The organism is Comamonas sp. Z3 (assembly GCF_008121565.1).
Classification (GTDB): Bacteria; Pseudomonadota; Gammaproteobacteria; order Burkholderiales; family Burkholderiaceae_C; genus Comamonas; species Comamonas brasiliensis.
Map to the genome: position 1 here is coordinate 355,102 of NZ_VOQU01000002.1, position 24,103 is coordinate 379,204.

Annotated in this window: 22 protein-coding genes; 17 read left to right on the forward strand and 5 right to left on the reverse strand. The window is 61.8% G+C overall.

The genetic code is table 11. The features are described 5' to 3' along the window. Window positions 1–95: 95 nt before the first annotated feature. The 4 genes from FSY59_RS06315 to ugpB form a co-directional block, all read right to left on the reverse strand. Window positions 96–1,103, reverse strand: coding sequence for a sn-glycerol-3-phosphate import ATP-binding protein UgpC (locus tag FSY59_RS06315; protein WP_003058495.1), 1,008 nt, complete (start codon window positions 1,101–1,103; stop codon window positions 96–98). Between the two features lie 65 nt (window positions 1,104–1,168). Continuing rightward, entirely contained in the window at window positions 1,169–2,020 is an 852-nt protein-coding gene (gene ugpE, locus FSY59_RS06320; RefSeq protein ID WP_003058493.1) for a sn-glycerol-3-phosphate ABC transporter permease UgpE, read from the reverse strand. A 2-nt stretch (window positions 2,021–2,022) separates the two neighbouring features. Further along, window positions 2,023–2,904, reverse strand: coding sequence for a sn-glycerol-3-phosphate ABC transporter permease UgpA (gene ugpA, locus FSY59_RS06325; protein WP_003058492.1), 882 nt, complete (start codon window positions 2,902–2,904; stop codon window positions 2,023–2,025). A gap of 117 nt (window positions 2,905–3,021) precedes the next feature. Further along, window positions 3,022–4,335, reverse strand: a complete 1,314-nt coding sequence (ugpB, locus tag FSY59_RS06330; protein WP_003058490.1) for a sn-glycerol-3-phosphate ABC transporter substrate-binding protein UgpB — start codon at window positions 4,333–4,335, stop codon at window positions 3,022–3,024. Between the two features lie 493 nt (window positions 4,336–4,828). On the opposite strand from ugpB, the gene FSY59_RS06335 reads away from it, so the two are divergent. The 16 genes from FSY59_RS06335 to FSY59_RS06410 all read left to right on the forward strand — a co-directional run bounded on the left by FSY59_RS06335 (window position 4,829) and on the right by FSY59_RS06410 (window position 22,715). After that, window positions 4,829–8,746: an FAD/FMN-binding oxidoreductase gene (locus tag FSY59_RS06335; protein ID WP_003058488.1), complete on the forward strand. Its 3,918-nt coding sequence runs from the start codon at window positions 4,829–4,831 to the stop codon at window positions 8,744–8,746. A 112-nt stretch (window positions 8,747–8,858) separates the two neighbouring features. Continuing rightward, complete coding sequence (locus FSY59_RS06340; protein ID WP_003058486.1) at window positions 8,859–9,296, forward strand: HIT family protein; 438 nt, start codon at window positions 8,859–8,861, stop codon at window positions 9,294–9,296. 74 nt (window positions 9,297–9,370) lie between these two features. Beyond that, window positions 9,371–9,790: a gamma-butyrobetaine hydroxylase-like domain-containing protein gene (locus FSY59_RS06345; RefSeq protein ID WP_003058483.1), complete on the forward strand. Its 420-nt coding sequence runs from the start codon at window positions 9,371–9,373 to the stop codon at window positions 9,788–9,790. Window positions 9,791–10,033: 243 nt separating this feature from the next. Next, on the forward strand, window positions 10,034–10,765 hold the full coding sequence (ubiE, locus tag FSY59_RS06350; protein WP_003058482.1) for a bifunctional demethylmenaquinone methyltransferase/2-methoxy-6-polyprenyl-1,4-benzoquinol methylase UbiE: 732 nt from the start codon (window positions 10,034–10,036) through the stop codon (window positions 10,763–10,765). 51 nt (window positions 10,766–10,816) lie between these two features. Continuing rightward, window positions 10,817–11,815 (forward strand): Tim44 domain-containing protein, encoded by a 999-nt coding sequence (locus FSY59_RS06355; protein WP_148728680.1) that lies wholly within the window; start codon window positions 10,817–10,819, stop codon window positions 11,813–11,815. Window positions 11,816–11,962: 147 nt separating this feature from the next. Beyond that, entirely contained in the window at window positions 11,963–12,574 is a 612-nt protein-coding gene (locus FSY59_RS06360; protein WP_003058478.1) for an SCP2 domain-containing protein, read from the forward strand. Then, on the forward strand, window positions 12,571–14,139 hold the full coding sequence (gene ubiB, locus FSY59_RS06365; protein WP_003058476.1) for a ubiquinone biosynthesis regulatory protein kinase UbiB: 1,569 nt from the start codon (window positions 12,571–12,573) through the stop codon (window positions 14,137–14,139). The genes FSY59_RS06360 and ubiB overlap by 4 nt, the downstream gene beginning before the upstream one ends. A 35-nt stretch (window positions 14,140–14,174) precedes the next feature. Continuing rightward, window positions 14,175–15,626, forward strand: a complete 1,452-nt coding sequence (locus FSY59_RS06370; RefSeq protein WP_003058475.1) for a sodium:solute symporter family protein — start codon at window positions 14,175–14,177, stop codon at window positions 15,624–15,626. Window positions 15,627–15,727: 101 nt separating this feature from the next. Further along, on the forward strand, window positions 15,728–16,006 hold the full coding sequence (locus FSY59_RS06375) for an FmdB family zinc ribbon protein (RefSeq protein WP_043370938.1): 279 nt from the start codon (window positions 15,728–15,730) through the stop codon (window positions 16,004–16,006). Window positions 16,007–16,020: 14 nt separating this feature from the next. Beyond that, complete coding sequence (locus FSY59_RS06380) at window positions 16,021–16,665, forward strand: DUF502 domain-containing protein (protein ID WP_003058473.1); 645 nt, start codon at window positions 16,021–16,023, stop codon at window positions 16,663–16,665. Between the two features lie 18 nt (window positions 16,666–16,683). Further along, a complete protein-coding gene (gene aspS / locus FSY59_RS06385) occupies window positions 16,684–18,489 on the forward strand; it encodes an aspartate--tRNA ligase (RefSeq protein WP_003058472.1) in 1,806 nt (601 codons plus the stop codon). Between the two features lie 243 nt (window positions 18,490–18,732). Further along, window positions 18,733–19,236, forward strand: a complete 504-nt coding sequence (gene nudB, locus FSY59_RS06390) for a dihydroneopterin triphosphate diphosphatase (protein WP_003058471.1) — start codon at window positions 18,733–18,735, stop codon at window positions 19,234–19,236. A gap of 14 nt (window positions 19,237–19,250) precedes the next feature. Next, window positions 19,251–20,015: an endonuclease/exonuclease/phosphatase family protein gene (locus tag FSY59_RS06395; protein ID WP_043370940.1), complete on the forward strand. Its 765-nt coding sequence runs from the start codon at window positions 19,251–19,253 to the stop codon at window positions 20,013–20,015. A gap of 165 nt (window positions 20,016–20,180) precedes the next feature. Next, on the forward strand, window positions 20,181–20,903 hold the full coding sequence (gene folE / locus FSY59_RS06400) for a GTP cyclohydrolase I (protein ID WP_003058469.1): 723 nt from the start codon (window positions 20,181–20,183) through the stop codon (window positions 20,901–20,903). A 195-nt stretch (window positions 20,904–21,098) separates the two neighbouring features. Continuing rightward, window positions 21,099–21,989: a DMT family transporter gene (locus tag FSY59_RS06405; protein ID WP_003058467.1), complete on the forward strand. Its 891-nt coding sequence runs from the start codon at window positions 21,099–21,101 to the stop codon at window positions 21,987–21,989. A gap of 78 nt (window positions 21,990–22,067) precedes the next feature. Next, window positions 22,068–22,715, forward strand: a complete 648-nt coding sequence (locus tag FSY59_RS06410; protein WP_050871695.1) for a LysE family translocator — start codon at window positions 22,068–22,070, stop codon at window positions 22,713–22,715. 13 nt (window positions 22,716–22,728) lie between these two features. On the opposite strand, the gene FSY59_RS06415 is transcribed toward FSY59_RS06410, so the two are convergent. Next, the gene (locus FSY59_RS06415) at window positions 22,729–23,121 is read right to left on the reverse strand and encodes a 4-oxalocrotonate tautomerase (RefSeq protein ID WP_148728681.1); all 393 of its coding nucleotides are present in this window, start codon (window positions 23,119–23,121) and stop codon (window positions 22,729–22,731) included. 111 nt (window positions 23,122–23,232) lie between these two features. Here FSY59_RS06415 and FSY59_RS06420 point away from each other — a divergent pair, with 111 nt between their 5' ends. After that, window positions 23,233–24,084 (forward strand): LysR family transcriptional regulator, encoded by an 852-nt coding sequence (locus FSY59_RS06420; protein WP_003058463.1) that lies wholly within the window; start codon window positions 23,233–23,235, stop codon window positions 24,082–24,084. The last annotated feature ends 19 nt before the right edge of the window (window positions 24,085–24,103 follow it).

The window sequence follows — 24,103 nt, forward strand, 5'->3', positions numbered from 1 at the left end:
CACCGAGCAAGAGCCGCCTTGCGGCGAAGGTGTCGTCCCCCTCCCGCGTAGCGAGAGAGGGGGAAGCGGCGCAGCCGCTCAGGGTGTGTTTCGATTTAGGCGCGTTTGCCGGTTTCGGCGTTGAACCAGTGCAGGCGGTCTTCACGCGCCGAGATGCGGGCGGTCTCGCCGGGCTTGGGATAGGGCTTGCCTTCTTCCACGCGCACGGTGACGTCTTCATCGCCCACCTTGCCGTGCAGCAGGCGTTCGGCGCCCAGCAGTTCCACGGTCTGCACCTTGAATTCCACGCCACCGGTTTCCACCAGGTCGATGTGTTCGGGGCGGATGCCCAGGATCAGGCCGGGCTTGCCATTGGGCGAGTGCTTGAGCAGGTTCATGGGAGGGGAGCCGATGAAGCCCGCCACAAAGGTGGAGGCCGGTGTGTGGTAGACCTCTTCGGGTGTGCCGAACTGCTCCACATTGCCGCCGTTCATCACGACCATGCGCTGGGCCAGGGTCATGGCCTCGACCTGGTCGTGGGTCACGAACAGGCTGGTGATGCCCAGCTCGGCATGCAGCTTCTGGATCTCCAGACGGGTCTGGCCGCGCAGCTTGGCGTCCAGATTGGACAGGGGTTCGTCAAACAGGAACACCTGGGGCTGACGCACGATGGCGCGGCCCATGGCCACGCGCTGGCGCTGGCCGCCCGACAGCTGGCGCGGCTTGCGGTCCAGCAGATGGCTCAGTTCCAGAATCTTGGCGGCCTTGTCCACACGACGCTTGATCTCGTCTTCGGGCACCTTGGCGAGCTTCAGGCCGTAGGCCATGTTCTCGTAGTTGCTCATGTGGGGGTAGAGCGCGTAGTTCTGGAACACCATGGCGATATTGCGCTTGGCGGGCTCCAGGTCGTTGACCTTGTTGGAGCCGATCAGCAGGTCGCCATCGGTGATTTCTTCCAGGCCGGCGATCATGCGCAGCAGGGTGGACTTGCCGCAGCCCGAGGGGCCGACCAGCACGATGAATTCGCCGTCGTTGATCTCGACGTTGATGCCGTGAATGACGGGCACGGCGGACTTGCCCGTGCCATAGCGCTTGACGATGTTCTTCAGGGAGATGGATGCCATGGGAGGTATTCCAGGTATTCGTTCAATGGGTCAAAAGAAGGTGGTGGAGGTCGTGGTCGAGAGCCTTACTTCTCGGTATCCACCAGGCCTTTGACAAACCACTTTTGCATCAGCATGACCACCAGTGTGGGTGGCAGCATGGCCAGGATGGCGGTCGCCATCACGATGTTCCAGTCGATGGCGGCTTCGCCACCGCCAGCGACCATCCGCTTGATGCCCACGACCACGGGATACATGTCTTCCGAGGTGGTCATCAGCAGGGGCCAGAGGTACTGGTTCCAGCCGTAGATGAACTGGATCACGAACAGCGCGGCAATCGAGGTCTTGGACAAGGGCACCAGGATGTCCTTGAAAAAGCGCATGGCGCCGGCGCCGTCGATGCGGGCGGCTTCCACCAGTTCATCGGGCACCGTCAGGAAGAACTGGCGGAACAGGAAGGTGGCGGTAGCCGAGGCAATCAGAGGCAGCGACAGACCGGCGTAGCTGTTCAGCAGGCCCAGTTCGGCCACGACCTTGTAGGTGGGCAGAATGCGCACTTCCACGGGCAGCATCAGGGTCAGGAAAATCGCCCAGAAGCAGATCATCTTGAACGGGAAGCGGAAGTACACGATGGCGAAGGCCGACAGCAGCGAGATGGCGATCTTGCCCACGGTGATGATCATGGCCACGACAAAGCTCACCCACATCATGTGGACGACGCTGGTGTTGGAGCCCAGCTTGCCGGAGCCCAGCAGTGCTTCCTTGTAGTTTTCCCACAGGTGGGTGCCGGGCAGCAGAGGCATGGGCGCCTGCACGATCTCGCTGGCCGTGTGGGTGGAGGCCACCAGTGCCAGATACAGCGGGAAGGCCACGATGGCCACGCCAACGACAAGCACCAGGTGCGAGAAGAAATTGAGCCAGGGGTTGCGGTCAACCATGATCAGTACTGCACTTTCTTTTCAACATAGCGGAACTGGATCACAGTCAGCACAACAACAATCAGCATCAGGATCACGGACTGCGCAGCCGAGCCGCCCAGGTCCAGCGCCTTGAAGCCGTCCAGATACACCTTGTAGACCAGGATCGACGTGGACTGGCCGGGGCCGCCGTGGGTGGCCGCATCGATGATGCCGAAGGTGTCGAAGAAGGCGTAAACGATGTTGATCACCAGCAGGAAGAAGGTGGTGGGCGAGAGCAGCGGCAGCTGGATGTTCCAGAAGCGGCGCCAGGGGCCGGCGCCATCAATCGAGGCTGCTTCGATCAGGGCCTTGGGAATGGACTGCAGTCCGGCGAGGAAGAACAGGAAATTGTAGGAAATCTGCTTCCACACGGCGGCCAGCACAATCAGTGCCATGGCCTGGTTCTCGTTCATCAGGTGGTTCCAGTCATAGCCGAGCTTGCCCAGGAAATAAGCCACCACGCCGATGGACGGCGAGAACATGAAAATCCACAGCACGCCGGCAATCACGGGGGCCACGGCATAGGGAATGATCAGCAGGGTCTTGTAGACCATGGCGAAGCGCACGATGCGGTCCGCAAAAATGGCCAGGCCCAGCGATGTGGCAATGCCCACGCCCGCCACCAGCACCGAGAACAGCGCGGTGCGGTAGAAGGAGTCCAGATAGGTGGGGTCGGCGAACAACTGGCGGAAGTTGTCCAGGCCCACCCATTCGGTGCTCATGCCGAACGCGTCTTCCATCTGGAATGACTGGAGTACCGCCTGACCAGCGGGCCAGAAAAAGAAGATGCCGATGATGAGGAGCTGGGGTGCGATAAGCACCCAGGGCAGCCACCTGGATCGGAAAAGAACGCGTTTTTCCATGAGGAGTCACAAATAAAAAAACCACCGGAGCCTGGGTTCAGTCAACGTGGCATTCAAGGGGCTGTGCCTTGGGTGAAGGCACAGCGGGCCTGGGGGTGCCCTGCGGCACCCTCAGGATTACTTCTTGTAGGAACGCTCGAAACGGGCCAGCAGCTCGTCGCCACGGGTCACGATGGCGTCCAGAGCCTGCTTGCCGGTCTTCTTGCCAGCCCACACCTGTTCGAGTTCTTCGTCCTCGATGGTACGGATCTGCACATAGTTGCCCAGACGGATACCGCGCGAGTTGTTGGTCACCTTGCGGATCATCTGCGTCACGGCCGTATCGGTGCCGGGGTTCTTGGCGTAGAAGCCGGACTTGTCGGTCAGGTCATAGGCGGCCATGGTCACGGGCAGGTAGCCGGTGCGCTGGTGCGAAGCGGCCTGTACCTTGGTCTGCGACAGGAATTCGAAGAACTTGGCCACGCCCTTGTAGTGCTCGGCATTCTTGCCAGACATCACCCACAGCGAAGCGCCACCGATCACGGTGTTCTGGGGAGCGCCCTTGACATCGGGGTAGTAGGGCAGGGCAGCCAGGCCGTAGGCGAACTTGGCGTTCTTGGCCACATCGCCGTAGAAGCCGGACGATGTCTGGATCATGGCGCATTCACCGGCGGTAAACGAAGCCTGGGGAATGGAGCCGCGGCCCTTGTAGACAAACTCGCCGGCCTTGGCGGCTGCGGCCAGATTGTCGATGTGCTTGACGTGCAGAGGCGAGTTCACCTTCATGCGTGCCTTGTAGCCGTTGGCGCTCAGGCCGTTTTGCTCGGTGGCGAATTCCACGTTGTGCCAGGTGGAGAAGGATTCCAGCTGGGTCCAGCCTTGCCAGGCCAGGGTCATGGGGCAGCTGTGGCCGCTTTCCTTGAGCTTCTTGGCGGCAGCGAAGACTTCGGGCCAGGTGGTGGGGGCCTTGTCGGGGTTCAGGCCGGCCTTCTTGAAGGCGTCCTTGTTGTAATAGAAGATGGTGGTCGAGCTGTTGAAGGGGAAGCTCAGCATCTGGCCGTTGGGGGCGGTGTAGTAACCGGCCACGGCGGGGATGTAGGCCTTGGGGTCGAAAGCGACACCGGCGTCCTGCATCACCTTGCCCACGGGCACGGTCGCGCCCTTGGAAGCCATCATGGTGGCAGTGCCCACTTCGAACACCTGCAGGATGTCCGGTGCGTTGCCCGAGCGGAAGGCTGCAATCGCGGCTGTCATGGACTCATCGTAGGCACCCTTGTAGGTGGGGACGATCTTAAAGTCCTTCTGGCTCTCGTTGAACTGCTTGGCCAGGTCATTGACCCACTCGTTGTTCACGGCAGTCATCGAGTGCCACCATTGGATTTCGGTGGTGGCTTGTGCCGAGAAGGCAGTTGCGGCGACGGCGGCGGCCATGGCCAGTTGCTTGAATTGCATGAAGGCTCCTCTAACTTTCGTTGACGAAATATGCGGTGATGCACATTAAGTCATTCGTATGACATATGGATGTCATTGTTTGCATGGGCTTGTGCGCTTCACCATGGGCAGAACCCGCAGTCAAAAGCCGTTGCATGACGATCTGGTGACAATTGATGGTGCGCGAAGCTGCGCCATTCTAGGTCAACGGCATTTCGTTTGTTGTTGGTAGTCTTTCGTATTGAGTTGTTTTTGATTCGGAAATGTATGATTTTTGTCTAAATAGCCTATGGAAGATTCATCGATGATTGGGAGGCGCGTGCCGTGCACGAATTCGCAGTGCCGCGCCGCGTTGTCATGCAGCGAAGCTGCCCGGGGCTTGCTGCTGCTTTGGCGATAGCAGGGCTGACCACTCAGAACCCATAGCAAAGCATGGCTGAGCCGCCGTCGCTTAAAATCGCCATCCCACTGGCTTAGGGGCGCCACACAGAGGGCGCCCGATACGGTCTACCCCATGAATGTACCGATTGCGTTGGCTGCCGCCCTCCAGGCCCAGGCTGCCGAACCCGCACGACTGCGCGAGATTCCCTATAACTACACATCGTTCTCTGACCGTGAGATCGTGATTCGTCTGCTGGGCTCATCCATGTGGGATGTGCTCAACCAGCTGCGTCAGGAACGCCGCACCGGCCGATCCGCCCGCATGCTCTACGAAGTGCTGGGGGATATCTGGGTTGTGCAGCGCAATCCCTATCTCCAGGACGATCTGATCCACAACCCCGACCGCCGCAAGTCGCTGGTCGAGGCGCTGGAACATCGCCTGGCCGAGATCGACAAGCGCCGCGAGCCCAACGAGGATGCCGTGCGCGATCAACTGGTGGGTCAGCTGGTGGAGGCTGCCCATCGCGCCGTGCATGAATTCAATGCCACGTTTGTCGAAGCCGAGCAGTTGCGCCGTCGCGCGCAGAAGACACTGCGCCGCTATACCGCCAAGGACAACATCAAGTTTGACGGCCTGTCGCGCGTGGCTCATGTGACCGATGCGACCGACTGGCGCGTCGAGTACCCGTTTGTGGTGCTGACGCCCGATACCGAAGCCGAGATGGCCGGCCTGGTCAAGGGCTGTATCGAGCTGGGCCTGACGATCATTCCGCGCGGAGGCGGCACGGGTTATACGGGTGGAGCCATTCCTTTGACATGGCGTTCGGTGGTCATCAACACCGAAAAGCTGGAGGCGCTGACCGAAGTCGAGATGCGCATGATTCCCGGCGTGGACCACGAAGTGCCCACCATCTACTCCGAAGCCGGTGTGGTGACTCAGCGCGTTGCCGACGCGGCCGAGCGCGGCGGTTTTGTGTTTGCCGTGGACCCGACCTCCATCGAGGCATCCTGCATCGGCGGCAATATCGCCATGAACGCGGGCGGCAAAAAGGCGGTGCTCTGGGGCACGGCCCTGGATAATCTGGTGTCCTGGCGCATGGTCACCCCGGATGCGCAGTGGCTGGAAGTCACGCGCCTGGATCACAACCTCGGCAAGATTCACGACGCCGAGATGGCCTGCTTCGAGCTGAAGTACTTCGAGGCGGACGGCAAGACCCCTGTGCGCACCGAGCGCCTGGACATTCCCGGCCACACCTTCCGCAAGGAAGGCCTGGGCAAGGATGTGACCGACAAATTCCTCTCGGGCCTGCCCGGCATTCAGAAGGAAGGCACGGACGGACTGATCACCAGCGCACGCTGGGTGGTGCACCGCATGCCGGCGCACACGCGTACCGTGTGCATGGAGTTCTTCGGCAATGCCAAGGACGCCGTGCCCTCCATCGTCGAGATCAAGGACTATATGTTCGCCGAGCAAAAGCGCTCGGGCGTGCTGCTGGCCGGTCTCGAACACCTGGACGACCGCTACCTCAAGGCCGTGGGCTACGCGACCAAGAGCAAGAAGGGCAACGGCCGCCTGCCCAAGATGGTGCTGCTGGGCGATATCGCCGGTGACGACGCCGACGAAGTGGCCCGCGTGGCGGCCGAGGTGGTGCGCATCGCCAATTCGCGCAACGGCGAAGGCTTTACCGCCGTCAGCGCCGAGGCGCGCAAGAAGTTCTGGCTGGACCGCAAGCGCACGGCAGCTATCTCGCGCCATACCAACGCCTTCAAGATCAATGAAGACGTGGTGATTCCTCTGCCGCGCATGGCCGAGTACACCGATGGCATCGAGCGCATCAATATCGAGCTGTCGCTGCGCAACAAGCTCAAGCTATGCGACGAGCTGAGCGGCTTTTTCAAGCACTCAGATCTGCCCCTGGGCAAGAGCGACGATGCCGGCGACATCCCCAGTGCCGAGCTGCTGGAAGACCGCGTGCAGCAGGCTCTGACGCTGGTGGCCGAGGTGCGCGAGCTCTGGCAGGGCTGGCTGGACGGCGTGGCCACGCTGTTCCCCGAGCTGCAGGATCACCGCCTGCGTGCGAGCTGGAAGACCCAGCTCAAGGAGCCGCTGTCCAAGATTTTCGCGGGCGCTGCCTTCCAGCCGCTGCGCGAGTCCGTCAACGAGATTCACCAGAAGGTCCTCAAGGGCCGTGTCTGGGTGGCGCTGCACATGCACGCCGGCGACGGCAATGTGCACACCAACATCCCTGTCAACTCCGATGACTATGAAATGCTGCAGACCGCGCACGAAGCCGTGGCCCGCATCATGGAGCTGGCGCGCAGTCTGGACGGCGTGATCTCGGGTGAGCACGGCATCGGCATCACCAAGCTGGAATTCCTCTCGGATGCCGAACTGGCACCGTTTGCCGATTACAAGAAGCGTGTGGACCCCGAAGGCCGCTTCAACAAGGGCAAGCTGATCCGCAACGAAGAGTGGGATGCCCTGGCGCACCAGAGTCACGACGGGCGCTCGCCGCGCGAGTCGCTGATGTTTGCCGATCTGACCAATGCCTATACGCCCAGCTTTGGTCTGATGGGTTACGAATCCATCATCATGCAGCAGTCGGACATCGGTGCCATCGCCAATTCCGTCAAGGACTGCCTGCGCTGCGGCAAGTGCAAGCCGGTGTGCGCCACCCATGTGCCGCGCGCCAATCTGCTGTATTCGCCACGCAACAAGATTCTGGCCACCTCGCTGCTGGTGGAGGCCTTCCTCTACGAAGAGCAGACTCGCCGTGGCGTGTCCATCAAGCACTGGCAGGAATTCGAGGATGTGGCCGACCACTGCACGGTCTGCCACAAGTGCTTCAACCCCTGCCCGGTCAAGATCGATTTCGGCGACGTGACCATGAATATGCGCAATCTGCTGCGCAAGATGGACAAGAAGAGCTTCCGCCCCGGCAACAAGCTGGCCATGGCCATGCTCAACGCCACCAATCCCGACACCATCAAGTTCATGCGCACGGCCATGGTGGGCGTGGGCTTCAAGGCCCAGCGCCTGGCGGCCGACGTGCTGGGAGCGGTTGCCAAGAAACAGACTGCGCACCCGCCCGCATCGGTGGGTACGGCTCCCATCAAGGAGCAGGTGATCCACTTCATCAACAAGAAGCTGCCCGGCGGTCTGCCGACCAAGACGGCGCGCGCCTTGCTGGACATCGAGGACAAGGACTACGTGCCCATCATCCGCGACCCGCAGGCCACCAAGTCGGACACCGAGGCGGTGTTCTACTTCCCAGGTTGCGGCTCCGAGCGCCTGTTCAGCCAGGTGGGTCTGGCCACGCAGGCCATGCTCTGGCATGCCGGCGTGCAGACCGTGCTGCCGCCCGGCTATCTGTGCTGCGGCTATCCCCAGCGCGGCTCGGGCCAGTTCGACAAGGCCGAGAAGATGATCACGGACAACCGTGTGCTCTTCCACCGTGTGGCGACCACGCTCAACTATCTGGACATCAAGACCGTGGTGGTGAGCTGCGGTACCTGCTATGACCAGCTGCAGGGCTACCAGTTCGACAAGATCTTCCCCGGCTGCCGCATCATCGACATCCACGAATATCTGCTCGAAAAAGGCATTACGTTGCAGAACAAGGGCTCGTACCTGTACCACGACCCCTGCCACACGCCCATGAAGCAGCAGGACCCGATGAAGACCGTCAAGGCCTTGATGGGCGACAACGTGCTCAAGAGCGAGCGCTGCTGCGGCGAGTCCGGCACGCTGGGGGTGACGCGTCCCGACATCTCCACGCAGATCCGCTTCCGCAAGACCGAGGAAATCCGCAAGGGCGAGGCCGCGCTGCGCGACAACGGTCAGCTCGGCGCCCAGGACAACGTCAAGATCCTGACCAGCTGCCCCAGCTGCCTGCAGGGCCTGAGCCGCTACGGCAACGATCTGAACAACGGTCTGCTCGAAGCCGACTACATCGTGGTCGAGATGGCGCGCGACATCCTGGGCGAGAACTGGATGGCTGAGTATGTGAATCGCGCCAACCAGGGCGGTATCGAGCGCGTGCTGGTGTGATGCCCCCTGAGTCGCTTCGCGCCTTCCCCCAAGGGAGGCCGGGGCGGCCCTTCCTCGGTGTCTCTGGCCTGCGCTGGGGTCACGTCGATAAGCATTGCAATGGAGATTTCAGATGTTGGTTGAAAATTGTCCTCTGTGTGCAACCGATGGCGGCGCATTGATCTGGAGCGGTGAGAAGCTGCGCGTTATCCGCGCAGCGGAAGAAGGCTTCCCGGCCTTTTATCGCGTGGTCTGGAATGAACATGCGGCCGAGTTCTCGGATCTGAGCGCGGCGGATCGCATTGTCTGCATGGATGCCGTGGCCCTGGTGGAGCGCGTGCTGCGCGAGCAGCTGGCCCCGACCAAGATCAATCTGGCGGCTCTCGGTAATATGGTGGCGCATCTGCACTGGCATGTGATTGCGCGCTATGACTGGGACAGCCACTTTCCCGCTTCGGTCTGGGCTGCGGCCCAGCGCGAGCGCGATGAAGCCCGCGAAGCTGCGATTGCCCGTCAGCTGCCGCAGGTGGATGAAGTGCTGCAAAAGGCACTGGCCCTCTGGGCCGCGTGATGTTTTTCATCTCCGTCGGGAGATCCAAAGGGCAGCTCCAGGCTGCCCTTTTACGCATTGATTAGGAGAAAACCATGGCAGGACTGCAAGCCAACACTCCCACCCCCCAGTCGCTGACCGTGCACGGTGCATCGCGCGTGCTGGAGGTCTCTTATTCGGACGGCAAGACTTTCCGCATCCCGTTCGAGCTGCTGCGCGTGTACTCGCCCTCGGCCGAAGTCCAGGGCCACGGCCCTGGCCAGGAAGTGCTGCAGACCGGCAAGCGCGATGTGGGCATCAGCACCATCGAGCCGGTGGGCAACTACGCCATCAAGCCCTTCTTCAGCGACGGACACGAAAGCGGTCTTTACACCTGGGAATACCTCTACCAGTTGGGCAGCCAGCAGGACGCCCTGTGGCAGCAATATCTGCAGCGTCTCCAGGAGGCCGGACTGGAGCGCGACACGCCCATGCCCGAGAAAGGCGCCGGCGGCCATGGCTGCAGCGTGCATTGAGCTTTGACTCCCAGGGGCTTGCATGTCGGCCCAAAAGCCGGCAGCAACGTCCCGCACACGCCACAGCGTCCATGCGTGCAGCACAGGGTTATTGAGGCTGGTGCTATATTTCCAATAGCTGGCAGCGCATGTGAAATAAGCGCTCAAGGCGAATTCTTTCCAAAAACCATAGTGCTTCAAAGCCTGTAGCCATACGGGGTTGTCGCTGTACGCGCAAGCACTGCCTGCTTAGCATTCTTTGTTATGAGCTCCACACACTTCGGATTCCAGACTGTTGATGAAAGCGAGAAGGCATCGCGCGTACGCGGTGTGTTCGACTCCGTGGCTTCCAAGTACGACGTCATGAACGACGTGATGTCGGGCGGTCTGCACCGCGCCTGGAAGGCTTACGCACTGATGGTGGCCAACCTCAAGGAAGGCGACAAGGCGCTGGACATCGCGGGCGGCACAGGGGATCTGTCCCTGGCTTTTTCCAAGAAGGTCGGGGCCAGCGGTCAGGTGGTGCACACCGACATCAACGAAGCCATGCTGCGTGTGGGGCGCGACCGTCTGACCGACAAGGGCGTGATCCTGCCCACGCTGGTCTGCGATGCGGAAAAGCTGCCTTTTCCCGACAACTATTTCGATCTGGTCAGCGTGGCCTTCGGCCTGCGCAATATGACGCACAAGGATGCCGCGCTCAAGGAAATGAACCGCGTGCTGCGTCCTGGCGGCAAGCTGCTGGTGCTGGAATTCTCCAAGGTGGCCAAGCCCCTGGAGAAGGCCTATGACTGGTACTCGTTCAAGATTTTGCCGGCCATGGGCAAGATGATTGCCGGCGATGCCGAAAGCTATCGCTATCTGGCCGAATCCATCCGCATGCATCCGGGACAGAAGGAGCTCAAGGCCTTGATGCAGCAATGCGGCTTTGGTCATGTGGACTATCACAACATGACGGGAGGCGTCTGTGCCTTGCATGTGGGAATCAAGTGTTAAGTGCGCCTGGTGCGCAGATTTGTAGCGACTTTCTAGAAGAAGGGAGATGAGATGAAGAAACTTTGGTCAATCGCCTTGGTGGCAATGCTGGTGGTGGCGCATGGTCAGGCCGATGCCAAGCGCATGGGCGGCGGCTCATCGTTCGGCAAGCAGTCGGGCAACGTCACTCAGCGTGAAGCTTCTCGTGCTCCCGCTCAGAATACCCAGCAGGCCGGGCAGCAGAATGCGGCGCAGCAAAACCGCGCGGCCCCGCCCGCAACTCCGGCCGCTGCACCCAAGAAACCCTGGGGTGCCATGCTGGGCGGCCTGGCTGCAGGCCTGGGTCTGGCCTGGCTGGCCAACTCGCTGGGCATGGGCGAAGCCTTTGCGAATATGCTGATGTTCGGTCTGCTGGCCATGGTGATCATGGTGGTGGTCGGCATGATCATGCGACGTCGCAAGCCCGCGCCTGCGATGCAGGGCAATCACAGCCCCTTCGCCTTTCAGGGCGCAGGCAACCTGGGCGGTGATGCCAACGCTCCCCAGGCTCGCCAGTACAACCCTGAAAAAGTGGGCAACGATGCGTCGGCTCGTCCCTGGGAACAGAACCATATTCCCGAAACCGCAGCAGCAGCCGGTGGCTCCATGATCGGCTCTGCATTGTCGGGTTCGCAGAACTGGGGCGTGCCCGCAGACTTCGATGCCGAAGGCTTTCTCACGGCAGCCAAGCGCAACTTCGTGACGCTGCAATCGGCCTGGGACAGGTCCGACATCACAACCCTGCGCTCCATGATGACCGACGAGATGCTCTCGGAAATCCGCAGCCAGCTGTCCGAACGCGAGAGCCAGCGTGCCGGTGAACCCAACCACACCGATGTGCTGATGATCGATGCGCAGCTGCTGGGCATCGAGGACCTGGGCAATGGCTATATGGCCAGCGTCGAGTTCTCCGGCATGATCCGCGAAGAGGCATCGGCAGGCCCCAGCCCCTTCCGCGAAGTCTGGAACATGACCAAGCCCAAGAGCGGTGCCAGCGGCTGGCTGGTGGCAGGCGTGCAGGCGCTGCAATAAAGCCAGGGCTCGAACTGGCATGTCCCGACCCGGGACACCCAGCGAGAGCCTGGCCGGCCCTTTGCCTCGCAGCGAAGCCGGCGTCCCCTCAGGGCGAAGGTGCAAAGCGCCACAGGGGGGAATCAATTTCATGAATAATCGGGGACTATGGCAACACAGTCCCCTTTTTCTTTTCTGGGCGGTCTCGTCGAACGCGTGATGGCCGGCCCCCAAGCTCCCGAATGGCTGGTGAGTGAAATGCATCAGCGTCTGGTGCTTTTCCTCAACCATGTGCTGATGCAGGAAAAAGAGGCCAGGGATCGCCTCGTGCGCCAGAAAGGCCGTATTGCGCGCGTGCAGTGGCGCCAGTACTCGGTCGCCTTGCTGGTCACCCCTGCCGGCCTGTTCGATCTGGCTCCTGCCGAGGCGGCGCCCGATCTGATGCTGGAAGTCACGGAGACCTCTCCACTGTCGCTGGCCCAGACGGCCTTGCGTGGCGACAAGCCCAGCATTCGCATCGAAGGCGACGTGCAGTTTGCCGCCGAAATCAACTGGCTGGTGGATAACGTCAAGTGGGATGTGGAGGAAGACCTGGCCCGCCTGATCGGTGACGTGCCTGCCCACACCATCGCCAAGGTGGCTCGCACCGCTGCTCAGGGGCTGCGTCAGTTCGTCGGCGCACGCATGGGTGGCAAGTCCGCCTCTGCTGCCGATGCTGCCCATCCCGCCAGCACGGCCCCCGTGGCAGCCATGCCCGGCGCCGATTACACACAGCCATGAGCCGTTTTCTGCGAGGCTGGGCCATCCTCTGGGTGGTGTTTCGTTATGGGCTCGACGAGCTGGTGCTCTCCGGGATCCCGCATCCGCGACTGCGCAGCCTGCGCGGCGTGCTGACCTTCGGCCGCAAGCTGGACAAGCCACGTGGCGTACGCCTGCGCGAAGCGCTGGAAGAGCTGGGCCCGATCTTCGTAAAGTTCGGTCAGGTGCTGTCCACACGCAGCGACCTGATGCCGCCCGATGTGGCCGAGGAGCTGGCCAAGCTGCAGGATCGCGTGCCGCCGTTCGATTCCCAGATCGCGGTGGACACCATCGAGCGTTCCTTTCGCAAGCCGCTGGAGCAGATCTTCATCAGCTTCGAGCGCCAGCCCGTGGCCAGCGCATCGATTGCCCAGGTGCACTTTGCCCGGATCCGCGACAAGGACGGCATCGAGCACGACGTCGCTGTGAAGGTGCTGCGTCCGGGCATGAAGTCCGTGATCGACAAGGATCTGGCGCTGATGCACATGATGGCGAGCTGGCTGGAAAAGCTCTCCCACGACGGCAAGCGTCTCAAGCCCAAGGAAGTGGTTGCCGAGTTCGACAACTATCTGCACGACGAGCTGGATCTGATCCGCGAAGCCTCCAATGCCGCGCAGCTGCGCCGCAATATGGAAGGGTTGGATCTGGTGCTGATCCCCGAGATCCACTGGGATTACTGCCACACCGATGTGATGGTGATGGAGCGCATGAAGGGCGTGCCCATCAGCCAGGTCGAGCGCCTGCGCGAAGCCGGGGTGGACATCCCCAAGCTGGCGCGCGACGGCGTGACCATCTTCTTTACCCAGGTGTTCCGTGACGGCTTCTTCCATGCCGACATGCACCCGGGCAACATCATGGTCAGCCTGGAGCCCGATACCTTCGGACGCTACATCTCGCTGGACTTCGGCATCGTCGGTACGCTGACCGAGTTCGACAAGGAATATCTGGCGCAGAACTTCCTGGCCTTCTTCCGCCGCGACTACAAGCGCGTTGCCGCCTTGCATGTGGAAAGCGGCTGGGTGCCTGCCACGACACGCGTCGAGGAGCTGGAGGCTGCCATCCGTGCCGTCTGCGAGCCTTATTTCGACCGGCCCCTGGCCGAAATCTCGCTGGGCATGGTGCTGATGCGCCTGTTCCAGACCTCGCGCCGTTTCCAGGTCGAGATCCAGCCCCAGCTGGTGCTGCTGCAAAAGACCTTGCTCAATATCGAAGGCCTGGGGCGCCAGCTCGACCCCAACCTCGACCTCTGGAGCACGGCCAAGCCGTTCCTCGAGAAATGGATGCTGGACCAGATGGGGCCGCAGCGCCTATGGCATGAGCTGCAGGCGCAGGCACCGCGTTACGCCAAGATCCTGCCCGACATTCCACGGGTGCTGCACCAGTATCTGTCCAGGCATGGCGCCGGCAATGACAGCGAGACCCTGCTCAAGGAACTGCTGCAGCAGCAGAAAACGACCAACCGTCTGCTGCAGGCCATCCTCTGCGGCGGCATCGGTTTCGTCATCGGTCTGGTGGTGCTGCAGGTTCTGCTGCGCATCCGCTTCTGAGCTTTCCCTTTCTTTAGAGTTCGAGGAGTGCCAGCGTGCTGCTCTCATTGGTGATCGTCTACCTGTTAGTGACCATCGGCATTGGCCTGTGGGCCGCCAGACGCGTGAAGAACACGGCGGATTTCGCCATTGCCGGCCGTCATCTGCCGCTCTACATGATCATCACCACCACCTTCGCGACCTGGTTCGGGTCCGAGCTGGTGCTGGGCGTGCCTGCCAAGTTCATCGAAGGCGGACTGCATGCGCTGGTGGAAGATCCGTTTGGCGCGGGCATGTGCCTGATCCTGGTGGGCGTGTTCTTTGCGGCCAAGCTCTACCGCATGAATCTGCTGACCATCAGCGACTACTACCGCTCGCGCTATGGCCGGGCCATCGAGGTGGTCTGCTCGCTGATCATCATGCTCAGCTATCTGGGCTGGGTCTCGGCCCAGGTCACGGCGCTGGGCCTGGTCTTCAACCTGCTCTCGGGCGGTGTCGTCAGCATTCCCATGGGCATGACGATAGGCGTGCTCTCCGTGCTGGTCTACACCCTGTTCGGCGGCATGTGGTCGGTGGCCGTGACGGATTTCGTGCAGATGATCATTCTGGTCGCCGGCCTGCTGATCCTGGCATTTTTTGCCGGTGACATGGCGGGCGGCGCGGGCAAGGTGGTCGATCTGGCCACCAGCCGCGATCTCTTCAAGTTCCTGCCCGAGCCTTCGCTGCACGAAATCGTCTTCTTCATCGGCGCTGCCGTGACCATGATGCTGGGCTCGATTCCGCAGCAGGACATCTTTCAGCGCGTGATGTCGGCAGACACCGAAAAGTCGGCCGTGCGCGGCACCATCATCGGCGGTGCCTGCTATGTGATCTTTGCCTTCGTGCCCATGTTTCTGGTGGCCAGTGCGCTCATCATCATGCCCGCCGAAGCCACGGCCCTGCTGGCCGATGATCCGCAGAAGGTGCTGCCCACCCTGGTGATGGACAAGATGCCGTTCGCCATGCAGGTGCTGTTCTTCGGTGCGCTGCTCTCGGCCATCAAGTCCTGCGCTTCCGCCACCTTGCTGGCCCCCAGCGTGACCTTCACCGAGAACATCTGGCGCCAGTTCCGCCCCTACACCTCGGACAAGGACAATCTCAGGACCATGCGCATCAGCGTGCTGGTGTTCGCGGCCTGTGTGCTGGCCTATTCGATCGTCATGGAAGGCACGCCCATCTATGAACTGGTCGCCAGTGCCTATCAGGTGCCGCTGGTGGGGGCCTTCGTGCCGCTGGTGTTCGGTCTGTACTGGAAGCGCGCCACCACCCAGGGCGCCATCAGCGCCGTGGTGCTGGGCATCGGTGTGTGGCTCATCTTCATGGTCACGCCCGCGCTCAACCAGGCTTTTCCACAGCAGCTGGCTGGTCTTTTGGCTGCGGTCGCCGGCATGCTGGCAGGCTCGCTGCTGCCCCAGTGGATCAGCAACCATCACCGTGAAATAGAGTCCTTTGCCGAGATCAAGGCTTGAGGGTGCAAACCGGCGGCACCGGGGCTTGCTTGCGCAGTGCAGCAAAACCAGGGGCGGCGCCTATAATTGAGGGTTTTTGCACTTCCCCCGTTTTTAGCGCTATGCCTATCTATGCATACAAGTGTGGTTCCTGCGGCCACGCCAAGGATGTGCTGCAGAAAATCTCGGACGCGCCGCTGACCGTGTGCCCAGCTTGCGGGGCCGAGGCCTTTTCCAAGCAGCTCACCGCTCCGGGCTTTCAGCTCAAGGGTTCTGGCTGGTATGCCACGGACTTCAAGAACAGCGGCAGCAAGCCGGCTGCAAGCACCTCTTCATCCAGTGACAGTGCCGCTGCACCTGCAGCAGCTGCAGCTCCTGCCCCTGCCCCCGCCAATTCCTGAGGCTTACCCACACTATGTCTGCATTGCGCAAGTGGCTGATTGCCGGTTTGCTGGTCATCGTTCCCCTGGTGATCACGCTTGGCGTGCTCAACTGGATCATCGGAACGCTGGATCAGACGCTGGCCATTCTTCCCGAGGCCTGGCAGCCCGACAGATTGCTGGGCATGCATATTCCGGGCTTTGGCGTTATTCTGACCTTGCTGATTCTGCTGCTCGTGGGCGGTATTGCCAGCAATTTCATCGGCCGCAAGCTGGTGGGTTGGGGTGATGCGCTGGTGCGCCGCATTCCGGTGGTGCGCTCCATCTATTCCAGCGTCAAGCAGGTCTCGGACACCGTGTTCTCCGACAGCGGCAACGCTTTTCGCACGGCAGTGCTGGTGCAGTGGCCGCGCGAGGGCGTATGGACCGTGGCTTTCGTCACAGGCCAGCCCAGCGGTGAGGTGGCTGCCCTGTTGCGCGACGAATATGTGAGCGTCTTTGTGCCCACCACGCCCAACCCCACAGGGGGTTATTTCGTGCTGGTGCGCAAGAGCGAATGCATCGAGCTGGAAATGAGTGTGGATGCGGCGCTCAAATACATTGTTTCGATGGGCGTGGTGGCTCCGCCAGACCTCGCACTGATCGAAGAATCCAAACAAACAACCTTGTCGCACCCCTAAGGTGCAGGAAGAATTTTCATGGCAATGCGTTCTCAATACTGCGGTCTGGTGACCGAAGCCCAAATGGGCGAAACCGTGACCCTGTGCGGCTGGGTGAATCGCCGCCGTGACCATGGTGGCGTGATCTTCATCGACCTGCGCGACCGCGAAGGCTATGTGCAGGTGGTCTGCGATCCCGACCGCGCCGAGATGTTCAAGGTGGCCGAAGACGTGCGCAACGAGTTCTGCGTGCAGGTCAAGGGTGTGGTGCGTGCGCGTCCCGCCGGCACTACCAACGACAAGCTCAAGAGCGGCCAGATCGAAGTGCTGTGCCATGAGCTGAACGTCCTCAATGCGTCCGTCACGCCTCCTTTCCAGCTGGACGACGACAATCTGTCGGAAACCGTGCGCCTCACGAATCGCGTGATGGATCTGCGCCGTCCCGTGATGCAGCGCAATATGATGCTGCGCTACAAGACCGCCATCCAGGTGCGCAACTTCCTCGACAAGGAAGGCTTCATCGACATCGAGACTCCCATGCTGGGCAAGTCCACGCCCGAAGGCGCCCGCGACTATCTCGTGCCCTCGCGCGTGCACGATGGCGAGTTCTTCGCGCTGCCCCAGTCGCCCCAGCTGTACAAGCAGATGCTGATGGTCTCGGGTTTCGACCGCTACTACCAGATCACCAAGTGCTTCCGCGACGAAGACCTGCGTGCTGACCGCCAGCCCGAATTCACGCAGATCGACTGCGAAACTTCGTTCCTGAACGAAGAGGAAATCCGTGCCATCTTCCAGCGCATGATCAAGGAAGTGTTCCAGACCCAGCTGAACGTGGATCTGGGCGAGTTCCCCATCATGACCTACCAGGATGCGGCCTTCCGCTTCGGTTCGGACAAGCCCGACCTGCGCGTCAAGCTCGAGTTCACCGAACTGACCGACATCATGGGCGACGTGGACTTCAAGGTCTTCTCCACCCCCGCCACCACCAAGGGCGGCCGTGTCGTGGCCCTGCGCGTGCCCGGCGGCGCTGCCATCTCGCGTGGCGAGATCGACGGCTACACCGAGTTCGTCAAGATCTACGGTGCCAAGGGCCTGGCCTGGATCAAGGTCAACGAAGTGGCCAAGGGCCGCGAAGGCCTGCAGTCGCCCATCGTCAAGAACCTGCATGATGCTGCCTTGACCGAAATCCTCAAGCGCACCGGCGCCCAGGATGGCGACCTCATCTTCTTCGGCGCCGACAAGGAAAAGATCGTCAACGACTCCATCGGTGCCCTGCGCCTGAAGGTCGGCCACAGCGAATTCGGCAAGAAGAGCGGCCTGTTCGAAGACAAGTGGGCGCCTCTGTGGGTGGTGGACTTCCCCATGTTCGAGCATGACGAGGAATCCGGCCGCTGGGTGGCCGTGCACCACCCCTTCACCTCGCCCAAGGACGGTCACGAAGACCTGATGGACACCGATCCCGGCAAGTGCATAGCCAAGGCCTACGACATGGTCTTGAACGGCTGGGAACTGGGTGGCGGCTCGGTGCGTATCCACCGCGCCGACGTGCAGGCCAAGGTTTTCGAAGCCCTGAACATCACGCCCGAGCAGCAGCGCGCCAAGTTCGGCTATCTGCTGGACGCGCTGCAGTACGGTGCGCCTCCCCATGGCGGCCTGGCCTTCGGCCTGGATCGTCTGATCACGCTGATGACCGGCTCCGACTCCATCCGTGACGTGATTGCCTTCCCCAAGACACAGCGCGCCCAGGATCTGCTGACCCAGGCTCCCTCGCCCGTGGACGAGAAGCAGCTGCGCGAGCTGCACATCAAGCTGCGCAACCCCATGGTGGTCACCACCGAGGCTTGATTGCCAAGCTCCCCGTGAACAGCGCCGGTCGCTGTTCACACCCGGGCGCCAGTTCGCGAAAGCGGCTGGCGCTTTTTTATTGCTTTGAAATTGGGAGCTGCTTGCGCCTGTCAATATTGGAATTCAGACGGTTTTTGTTCTGAATTCACTGAATGGCAAGCGGTTGAAGCTATGAATATTGATGGCTATCAAGCAGCAGGGCGACTCAGCCTGCTGTCATCCTGGCCGCGCTAATATGCTGCGATGGAAGTCAGGCCCTACAAGATTCCGCAGTCCGTGCTGGTCGTGATCTACCGTGAAGACGGGAAGGTGTTGCTGCTGCGTCGCAGCATTGCGGCGCCCGAGGGCGAGCCTTTCTGGCAATCCGTCACAGGCAGCAAGGACAGCCTGGACGAGGAATGGCATGAAACCGCGGTGCGCGAGGTGCTGGAGGAAACCGGCATCGACGCGCTGGCGCCGGACTGTTGCCTGACCGACTGGGAACTCGAGAACGTCTACGCCATCTATCCTCAATGGCTGCATCGTTACGCGCCGGGTGTCAGTCATAACCAGGAGCGTGTCTTCGGCCTCCGTGTGCCATCTCACCTGACCGTGCACTTGAATCCCAGGGAGCACACCGCACATGATTGGCATGATTGGCGTGAGGCAGCCCAGCGCTGCTTTTCTTCTTCCAACGCAGAAGCTATTTTGCTGTTGCCGCGCTTCGAGCCGGCGCTGGCCGAACGCCGGTGCAGGCAGCAGCCTTGAAACCATCAGTGCCTATGTCTGAAGTTCAGTTGTCTACACCGCCAGAGCCGCAGATCCTGCGCGTGGCCACCTACAACATTCACAAGGGTGTGCAGGGCCTGGGCCCTGCCAGGCGCCTGGAGATTCACAATCTGGGACTCGCGGTGGAGCAGCTCGATGCGGACATCGTCTGCCTGCAGGAAGTGCGCAAGATGAACCGCAAGGAGGAGCAGTATTTCGACCGCTGGCCCAATGTGCCCCAGGCCGAGTACCTGGCTCCCGAAGGCTACGAGTCCGTCTATCTGACCAATGCCTACACCCGGGACGGCGAGCACGGCAATGCGCTGCTCAGCCGCTGGCCCGTGATCGGCTACCAGCACGAGGACATCTCGGACCATCGCTTCGAGCAGCGCGGCCTGCTGCATGTGGAGCTGGACATCCATGGCAAGCGCGTGCACTCCATCGTCGTGCACCTGGGTCTGATTCCGGGCAGCCGCATTCGCCAGATTGCACTGCTGCAGCGTTTCATCGAGCGCGAGGTGCCGCCCAATGCGCCGCTGGTGGTGGCGGGCGACTTCAACGACTGGGGCAACCAGATCAAGCGCATGCTGGCGGGCTTCGGCCTGTTCGAGTACGAGGAGACGCAGGGCATTCTGACCTATCCCTCGCGGCTGCCGATTGCGCAGCTGGACCATATCTATGTGCGCGGCCTGACGCCGCTGGGGCTGCAGGTGCCCAAGGGGCGCATCTGGTGGCGCATGTCGGATCATCTGCCGCTGATCGCGGAGTTCAAGCTGTAGCAGCCCTGAGCCCGGCCCTGCGCCTTTCTCGCCATCTCTGGCTCCGGGTGCAGGCTGATTGAGTGATTGCTACTGAAACAATAGCTTTCGACGCCTTCTGAATCTGCCTCTGGATGCCAAATCCTTTGTAGCTTCGGGACGTTGATTCACTGGTACCATCCTTGGATGTTCAGAGATCTCGCCGATATGAAAAAAGACAACCAGGCCGAAGGTACGCCCGTCTCGGTCAAGATCCGCGAGCGGCTGCAGGCGGCGAACAAGCGTTTCCACGCCAACGACAATATTTCCGAATTCATCGAGCCCGGCGAGCTGGAGAAAATGCTGGACGAGGTGCAGGAGAAGATGCAGGGCGTGCTCGACTCCATGGTGATCGACACCGTGCACGACCACAACACCCGTGCCACGGCCCGCCGCGTGGCCAAGATGTATTTGAACGAGGTCTTCCGCGGGCGCTATGTGGCCCAGCCTGCGATCACCGAATTCCCCAATGCCGAGCACCTGAACGAGCTGATGATCGTCGGCCCGATCACCGTGCGCAGTGCCTGCAGCCACCACCTGTGCCCCGTGATCGGCAAGATCTGGATCGGCGTGCTGCCCAACAAGAACACCAATGTGATCGGCCTGTCCAAGTACGCGCGTCTGGTGGACTGGATCATGGGCCGTCCGCAGATTCAGGAAGAAGCCATCATCCAGCTGGCCGATCTGATCATGGACAAGACCCGTCCCGACGGACTGGCCGTGGTCATGGAAGCCTCGCATTTCTGCATGTCCTGGCGCGGCGTGCGCGAGATGGACTCCAAGATGCTGAACTCCGTCATGCGCGGTGCCTTCCTCACCAACTCCGAACTGCGCCGCGAATTCCTCTCGCTCATAGCAGCCCGAAAATAAATGATCCCCCTGTGGCGCTTCGCGCCTTCCCCCAGGGGGGGACGACGCCTTTGCTGCGGGTCAGCCCTTGCTTGGCGCCCCTCGCATGTGATGCGCCAGTCACATCACGCACTGGCCATACCTGGCCAGATGAGCGACTGAATTTTTCTTTTCAAAAGGCTGCGCATCGCGCGGCCTTTTGCATTTCCGGCTCCCATGTCCCTGCAAGCGTTCACTCTCATCATCCTGGCCGGCCTGATTCATTCGGGCTGGAACATCGTGGCCAAGAAGGCCGGCGGAGACGCCCGCTTTTCGCTCTACACCGCCATCTGCAACGCCGTCATCTGGCTGCCGCTGGGCTGGTGGCTGGGCAAGGATGTGGTGCCTGGCTGGGGCTGGATGGAGTGGGCATTCGTCACCGCCAGCGCCGTGCTGCATGTGGCTTATTTCATAGTGCTGCTGCGCGGCTATCGCGTGGCCGACCTGACGGTGGTCTATCCGCTGGCGCGCGGCAGCGGGCCGCTGATCTCCTCGCTGGTGGCCGTGATCTTTCTCGGCGAGCAGATCTCCACGCTGGGTGCTGCCGGCATTGCGGGCGTGGTGCTGGGCGTGTTTCTGATCGCGGGCGGCCCGCGCATGATTGTTGCCATCCGCGAGGGGCAGGATCTGGAGGCGCGCCAGCGCGTGCTGTCCGGTCTCTACTACGGCCTGCTGACGGGGCTGTTCATTGCCAGCTACACGGTGGTGGACAGCTATGCCGTCAAGATGCTGATGATGTCGCCGATTCTGGTGGACTATATGGGCAATCTGATCCGGCTGGTGATTCTGGCGCCGCTGGCCGCCCGGGACTGGCCGGAGACCAAGCGCCTGTGGCGTCTGCAGTGGCGCTATGCGGCCGTGGTGGCGTTTTTCAGTCCCATTGCCTATGTGCTGGTGCTGTATGCGGTGCAAAGCGCGCCCATCTCCCATGTCGCGCCTGCGCGCGAGGTGTCCATGCTGTTCGCGGCCCTGATCGGCGGCAGGCTGCTGGGCGAGGGCGACCGGGCCTTGCGCATCGCCGGCGCCATCATGATCGCTCTGGGCGTGACCGCTCTGGGGCTGGGTTGAAATGGGCGGATGTATCGAATCGGCCTGCAGCCTTTGACTATGGATCGCAAGCCGCTGTTTTTTTGAAGAGACCTGACAATGCCGACCTGGGAAGTCCTGATCACATTCTTTGGCGTGGCCCTGCTGCTGGGCCTGAGCCCCGGCCCCGACAATCTGTTTGTGCTGGTGCAGTCGGCCCAGCGCGGCTGGCGCGTGGGGCTGTGCGTGGTGGCGGGGCTGTGTCTGGGCATTGTCGGGCACACGGCGGCGGTGGCACTGGGCCTGGCGGCCGTGGTGGCCGCATCGCCCATGCTGTTCACGGTGCTCAAGCTCTGCGGTGCTGCCTATCTGGCCTATCTAGCCTGGGGGGCCTGGCGTGCGCCCGTGCATGTCGAGGAAACTGCCAGGGCGCAGACCGAGCGCGATGTGTTGGGCTTGAGAGCCGCCATGCGCTGGATGGGCCGCGGTGTGGTCATGAACCTCACCAATCCCAAGGTGCTGATCTTCTTTCTGGCCTTCCTGCCCCAGTTCACCGACCCGGCACGCGGCAGCGTCGCGCTTCAGGTCATGGTGCTGGGTTGCGTGTTCATGCTGGCGGCCTGGCTGGTGTTCGGCTCCATCGCCTGCTTTTCGGGTCTGTTCGGTCAGCTGCTGCAGCGCTCCGCCCGCGCCCAGCGCTGGCTCAACCGCATTGCCGCCACCGTCTTCGGCGCGCTGGCGCTGCGCCTGGTGATGGTGCAAAGGTAGCGAGGGACAGTGCCTAGCGATGCTGGTGGCGAAACTCCTGCGTTTTTCCTCCGTATCCATAGGCAGCGGCACGCGCATCGATCAGATGCACATAGGAGACCTCGTGCAGCCTGGGCAGCAAGCCCGCCATGGCCTGGTGAACGGCCTCCAGATAGAGCGATTTTTCCGCCTTGGTATTGGTTTCGTCGGTGATGCTGATGCCCAGGTAGAACGAGCTATGGCCGGTTTCGGCCAGGGTCCGGCCGTCGATCCACCATGCATCGGCAGGCACATACCGAATGGAAATGGCGATCAGCTCGGGCTGCTTGTGCAGGATGTCCCGGGTCAGGCGCGCAATCTGCGAGCTGACTTCGTGGCCGAGCTGGGCATCGGCTTGTCCCGATAGCTGGATGTCGATATGTGGCATGGCATTGTCCCTGAATGGGTTGGTGAAGACAGCCTCATTCTGTGGACTCTCTATCCATTTGAAAAACGCAAAGATATGATTGATGTATCCGGTTTTTCCGATGGATGGAACATGGCCTCTCTCGAAATCTCCCAGTTGAGAACCCTGATTGCGGTGAGCGAGGCCGGCAGCCTGACGGCGGCCGCACCCCGATTGTTTCTGTCTCAATCTGCGGTCAGCGAGCAGATCAGGAAACTGGAGGACTGTGTGGGCCAGCAGTTGCTGCTGCGCGGCAAGGCCGGTGTGACGCCGACTGGCAGCGGTCTGCAGTTGCTCGAGCATGCCCGCCGCATCACGGCCATGGCCGACGAGGCGCTCCTGGACTTGCGTGGAGAGTCCCTGCGCGGACGGATCCGCCTGGCGGTGACGGACTACTTCAAGCCGGGCCTGCTGGCCCGGATGCTGAAGCAGCTGGCGCATATCCATCCTGGCGTGCGCATGGAGGTGAGCGTGTTGCGCAGCGTCGAGGTGCACGCAGCCGTGTCTTCAGGCCGCAGCGATCTCGGCCTGGTGATGTCGCTGGACGGCGCACAGTCGCAGCTGCAGCCCATGGGCTGCAGCGAGGCGCTGGTGTGGGCCAGTGCGCCGGGCTGGCAGCAGGCGGGGCCGCTGCCGCTGCTGGTGCTGCCGCAGAGTTGCGCCTTGCATCAGCTGGCAATCCGGGAGCTGGAAAAGCGGGCCATTGCGTATGAGATCGCGCATCAGGCCTCGGGCGTTGCAGGCCTGCAATCGGCCATCGCTGCAGGCCTGGGGGTGGCCTGCATCAATGCCTCGGCGCAGGCAGAGGGTGTGGTACAGGTTCCCGCGGGACTGAACCTGCCCGGCCTGCCCCGGGTCTGGTTTGGTTTGCTGCCGGCGAAAGGCGAGGAGCCGGAACTGCTGGGGCAGGTGCGCGCGCTGCTGCTGCAGCAGTGGTCGTTCTGAACCAGGGCTCCTGCGGGCA

What these genes read in the sequence shown, in the direction of transcription:
- FSY59_RS06405 (WP_003058467.1), top strand. Translation starts at nt 21,099, where the DNA reads ATGTCCCTGCAAGCGTTCACTCTCATCATCCTGGCCGGCCTGATTCAT.
- ugpB (WP_003058490.1), bottom strand. Translation starts at nt 4,335, where the DNA reads ATGCAATTCAAGCAACTGGCCATGGCCGCCGCCGTCGCCGCAACTGCC.
- FSY59_RS06395 (WP_043370940.1), top strand. Translation starts at nt 19,251, where the DNA reads ATGTCTGAAGTTCAGTTGTCTACACCGCCAGAGCCGCAGATCCTGCGC.
- FSY59_RS06415 (WP_148728681.1), bottom strand. Translation starts at nt 23,121, where the DNA reads ATGCCACATATCGACATCCAGCTATCGGGACAAGCCGATGCCCAGCTC.
- ubiB (WP_003058476.1), top strand. Translation starts at nt 12,571, where the DNA reads ATGAGCCGTTTTCTGCGAGGCTGGGCCATCCTCTGGGTGGTGTTTCGT.
- folE (WP_003058469.1), top strand. Translation starts at nt 20,181, where the DNA reads ATGTTCAGAGATCTCGCCGATATGAAAAAAGACAACCAGGCCGAAGGT.
- ubiE (WP_003058482.1), top strand. Translation starts at nt 10,034, where the DNA reads ATGAGCTCCACACACTTCGGATTCCAGACTGTTGATGAAAGCGAGAAG.
- FSY59_RS06420 (WP_003058463.1), top strand. Translation starts at nt 23,233, where the DNA reads ATGGCCTCTCTCGAAATCTCCCAGTTGAGAACCCTGATTGCGGTGAGC.
- FSY59_RS06380 (WP_003058473.1), top strand. Translation starts at nt 16,021, where the DNA reads ATGTCTGCATTGCGCAAGTGGCTGATTGCCGGTTTGCTGGTCATCGTT.
- ugpA (WP_003058492.1), bottom strand. Translation starts at nt 2,904, where the DNA reads ATGGAAAAACGCGTTCTTTTCCGATCCAGGTGGCTGCCCTGGGTGCTT.
- FSY59_RS06340 (WP_003058486.1), top strand. Translation starts at nt 8,859, where the DNA reads ATGTTGGTTGAAAATTGTCCTCTGTGTGCAACCGATGGCGGCGCATTG.
- FSY59_RS06410 (WP_050871695.1), top strand. Translation starts at nt 22,068, where the DNA reads ATGCCGACCTGGGAAGTCCTGATCACATTCTTTGGCGTGGCCCTGCTG.
- aspS (WP_003058472.1), top strand. Translation starts at nt 16,684, where the DNA reads ATGGCAATGCGTTCTCAATACTGCGGTCTGGTGACCGAAGCCCAAATG.
- FSY59_RS06375 (WP_043370938.1), top strand. Translation starts at nt 15,728, where the DNA reads ATGCCTATCTATGCATACAAGTGTGGTTCCTGCGGCCACGCCAAGGAT.
- FSY59_RS06360 (WP_003058478.1), top strand. Translation starts at nt 11,963, where the DNA reads ATGGCAACACAGTCCCCTTTTTCTTTTCTGGGCGGTCTCGTCGAACGC.
- FSY59_RS06315 (WP_003058495.1), bottom strand. Translation starts at nt 1,103, where the DNA reads ATGGCATCCATCTCCCTGAAGAACATCGTCAAGCGCTATGGCACGGGC.
- ugpE (WP_003058493.1), bottom strand. Translation starts at nt 2,020, where the DNA reads ATGGTTGACCGCAACCCCTGGCTCAATTTCTTCTCGCACCTGGTGCTT.
- FSY59_RS06345 (WP_003058483.1), top strand. Translation starts at nt 9,371, where the DNA reads ATGGCAGGACTGCAAGCCAACACTCCCACCCCCCAGTCGCTGACCGTG.
- FSY59_RS06355 (WP_148728680.1), top strand. Translation starts at nt 10,817, where the DNA reads ATGAAGAAACTTTGGTCAATCGCCTTGGTGGCAATGCTGGTGGTGGCG.
- nudB (WP_003058471.1), top strand. Translation starts at nt 18,733, where the DNA reads ATGGAAGTCAGGCCCTACAAGATTCCGCAGTCCGTGCTGGTCGTGATC.
- FSY59_RS06335 (WP_003058488.1), top strand. Translation starts at nt 4,829, where the DNA reads ATGAATGTACCGATTGCGTTGGCTGCCGCCCTCCAGGCCCAGGCTGCC.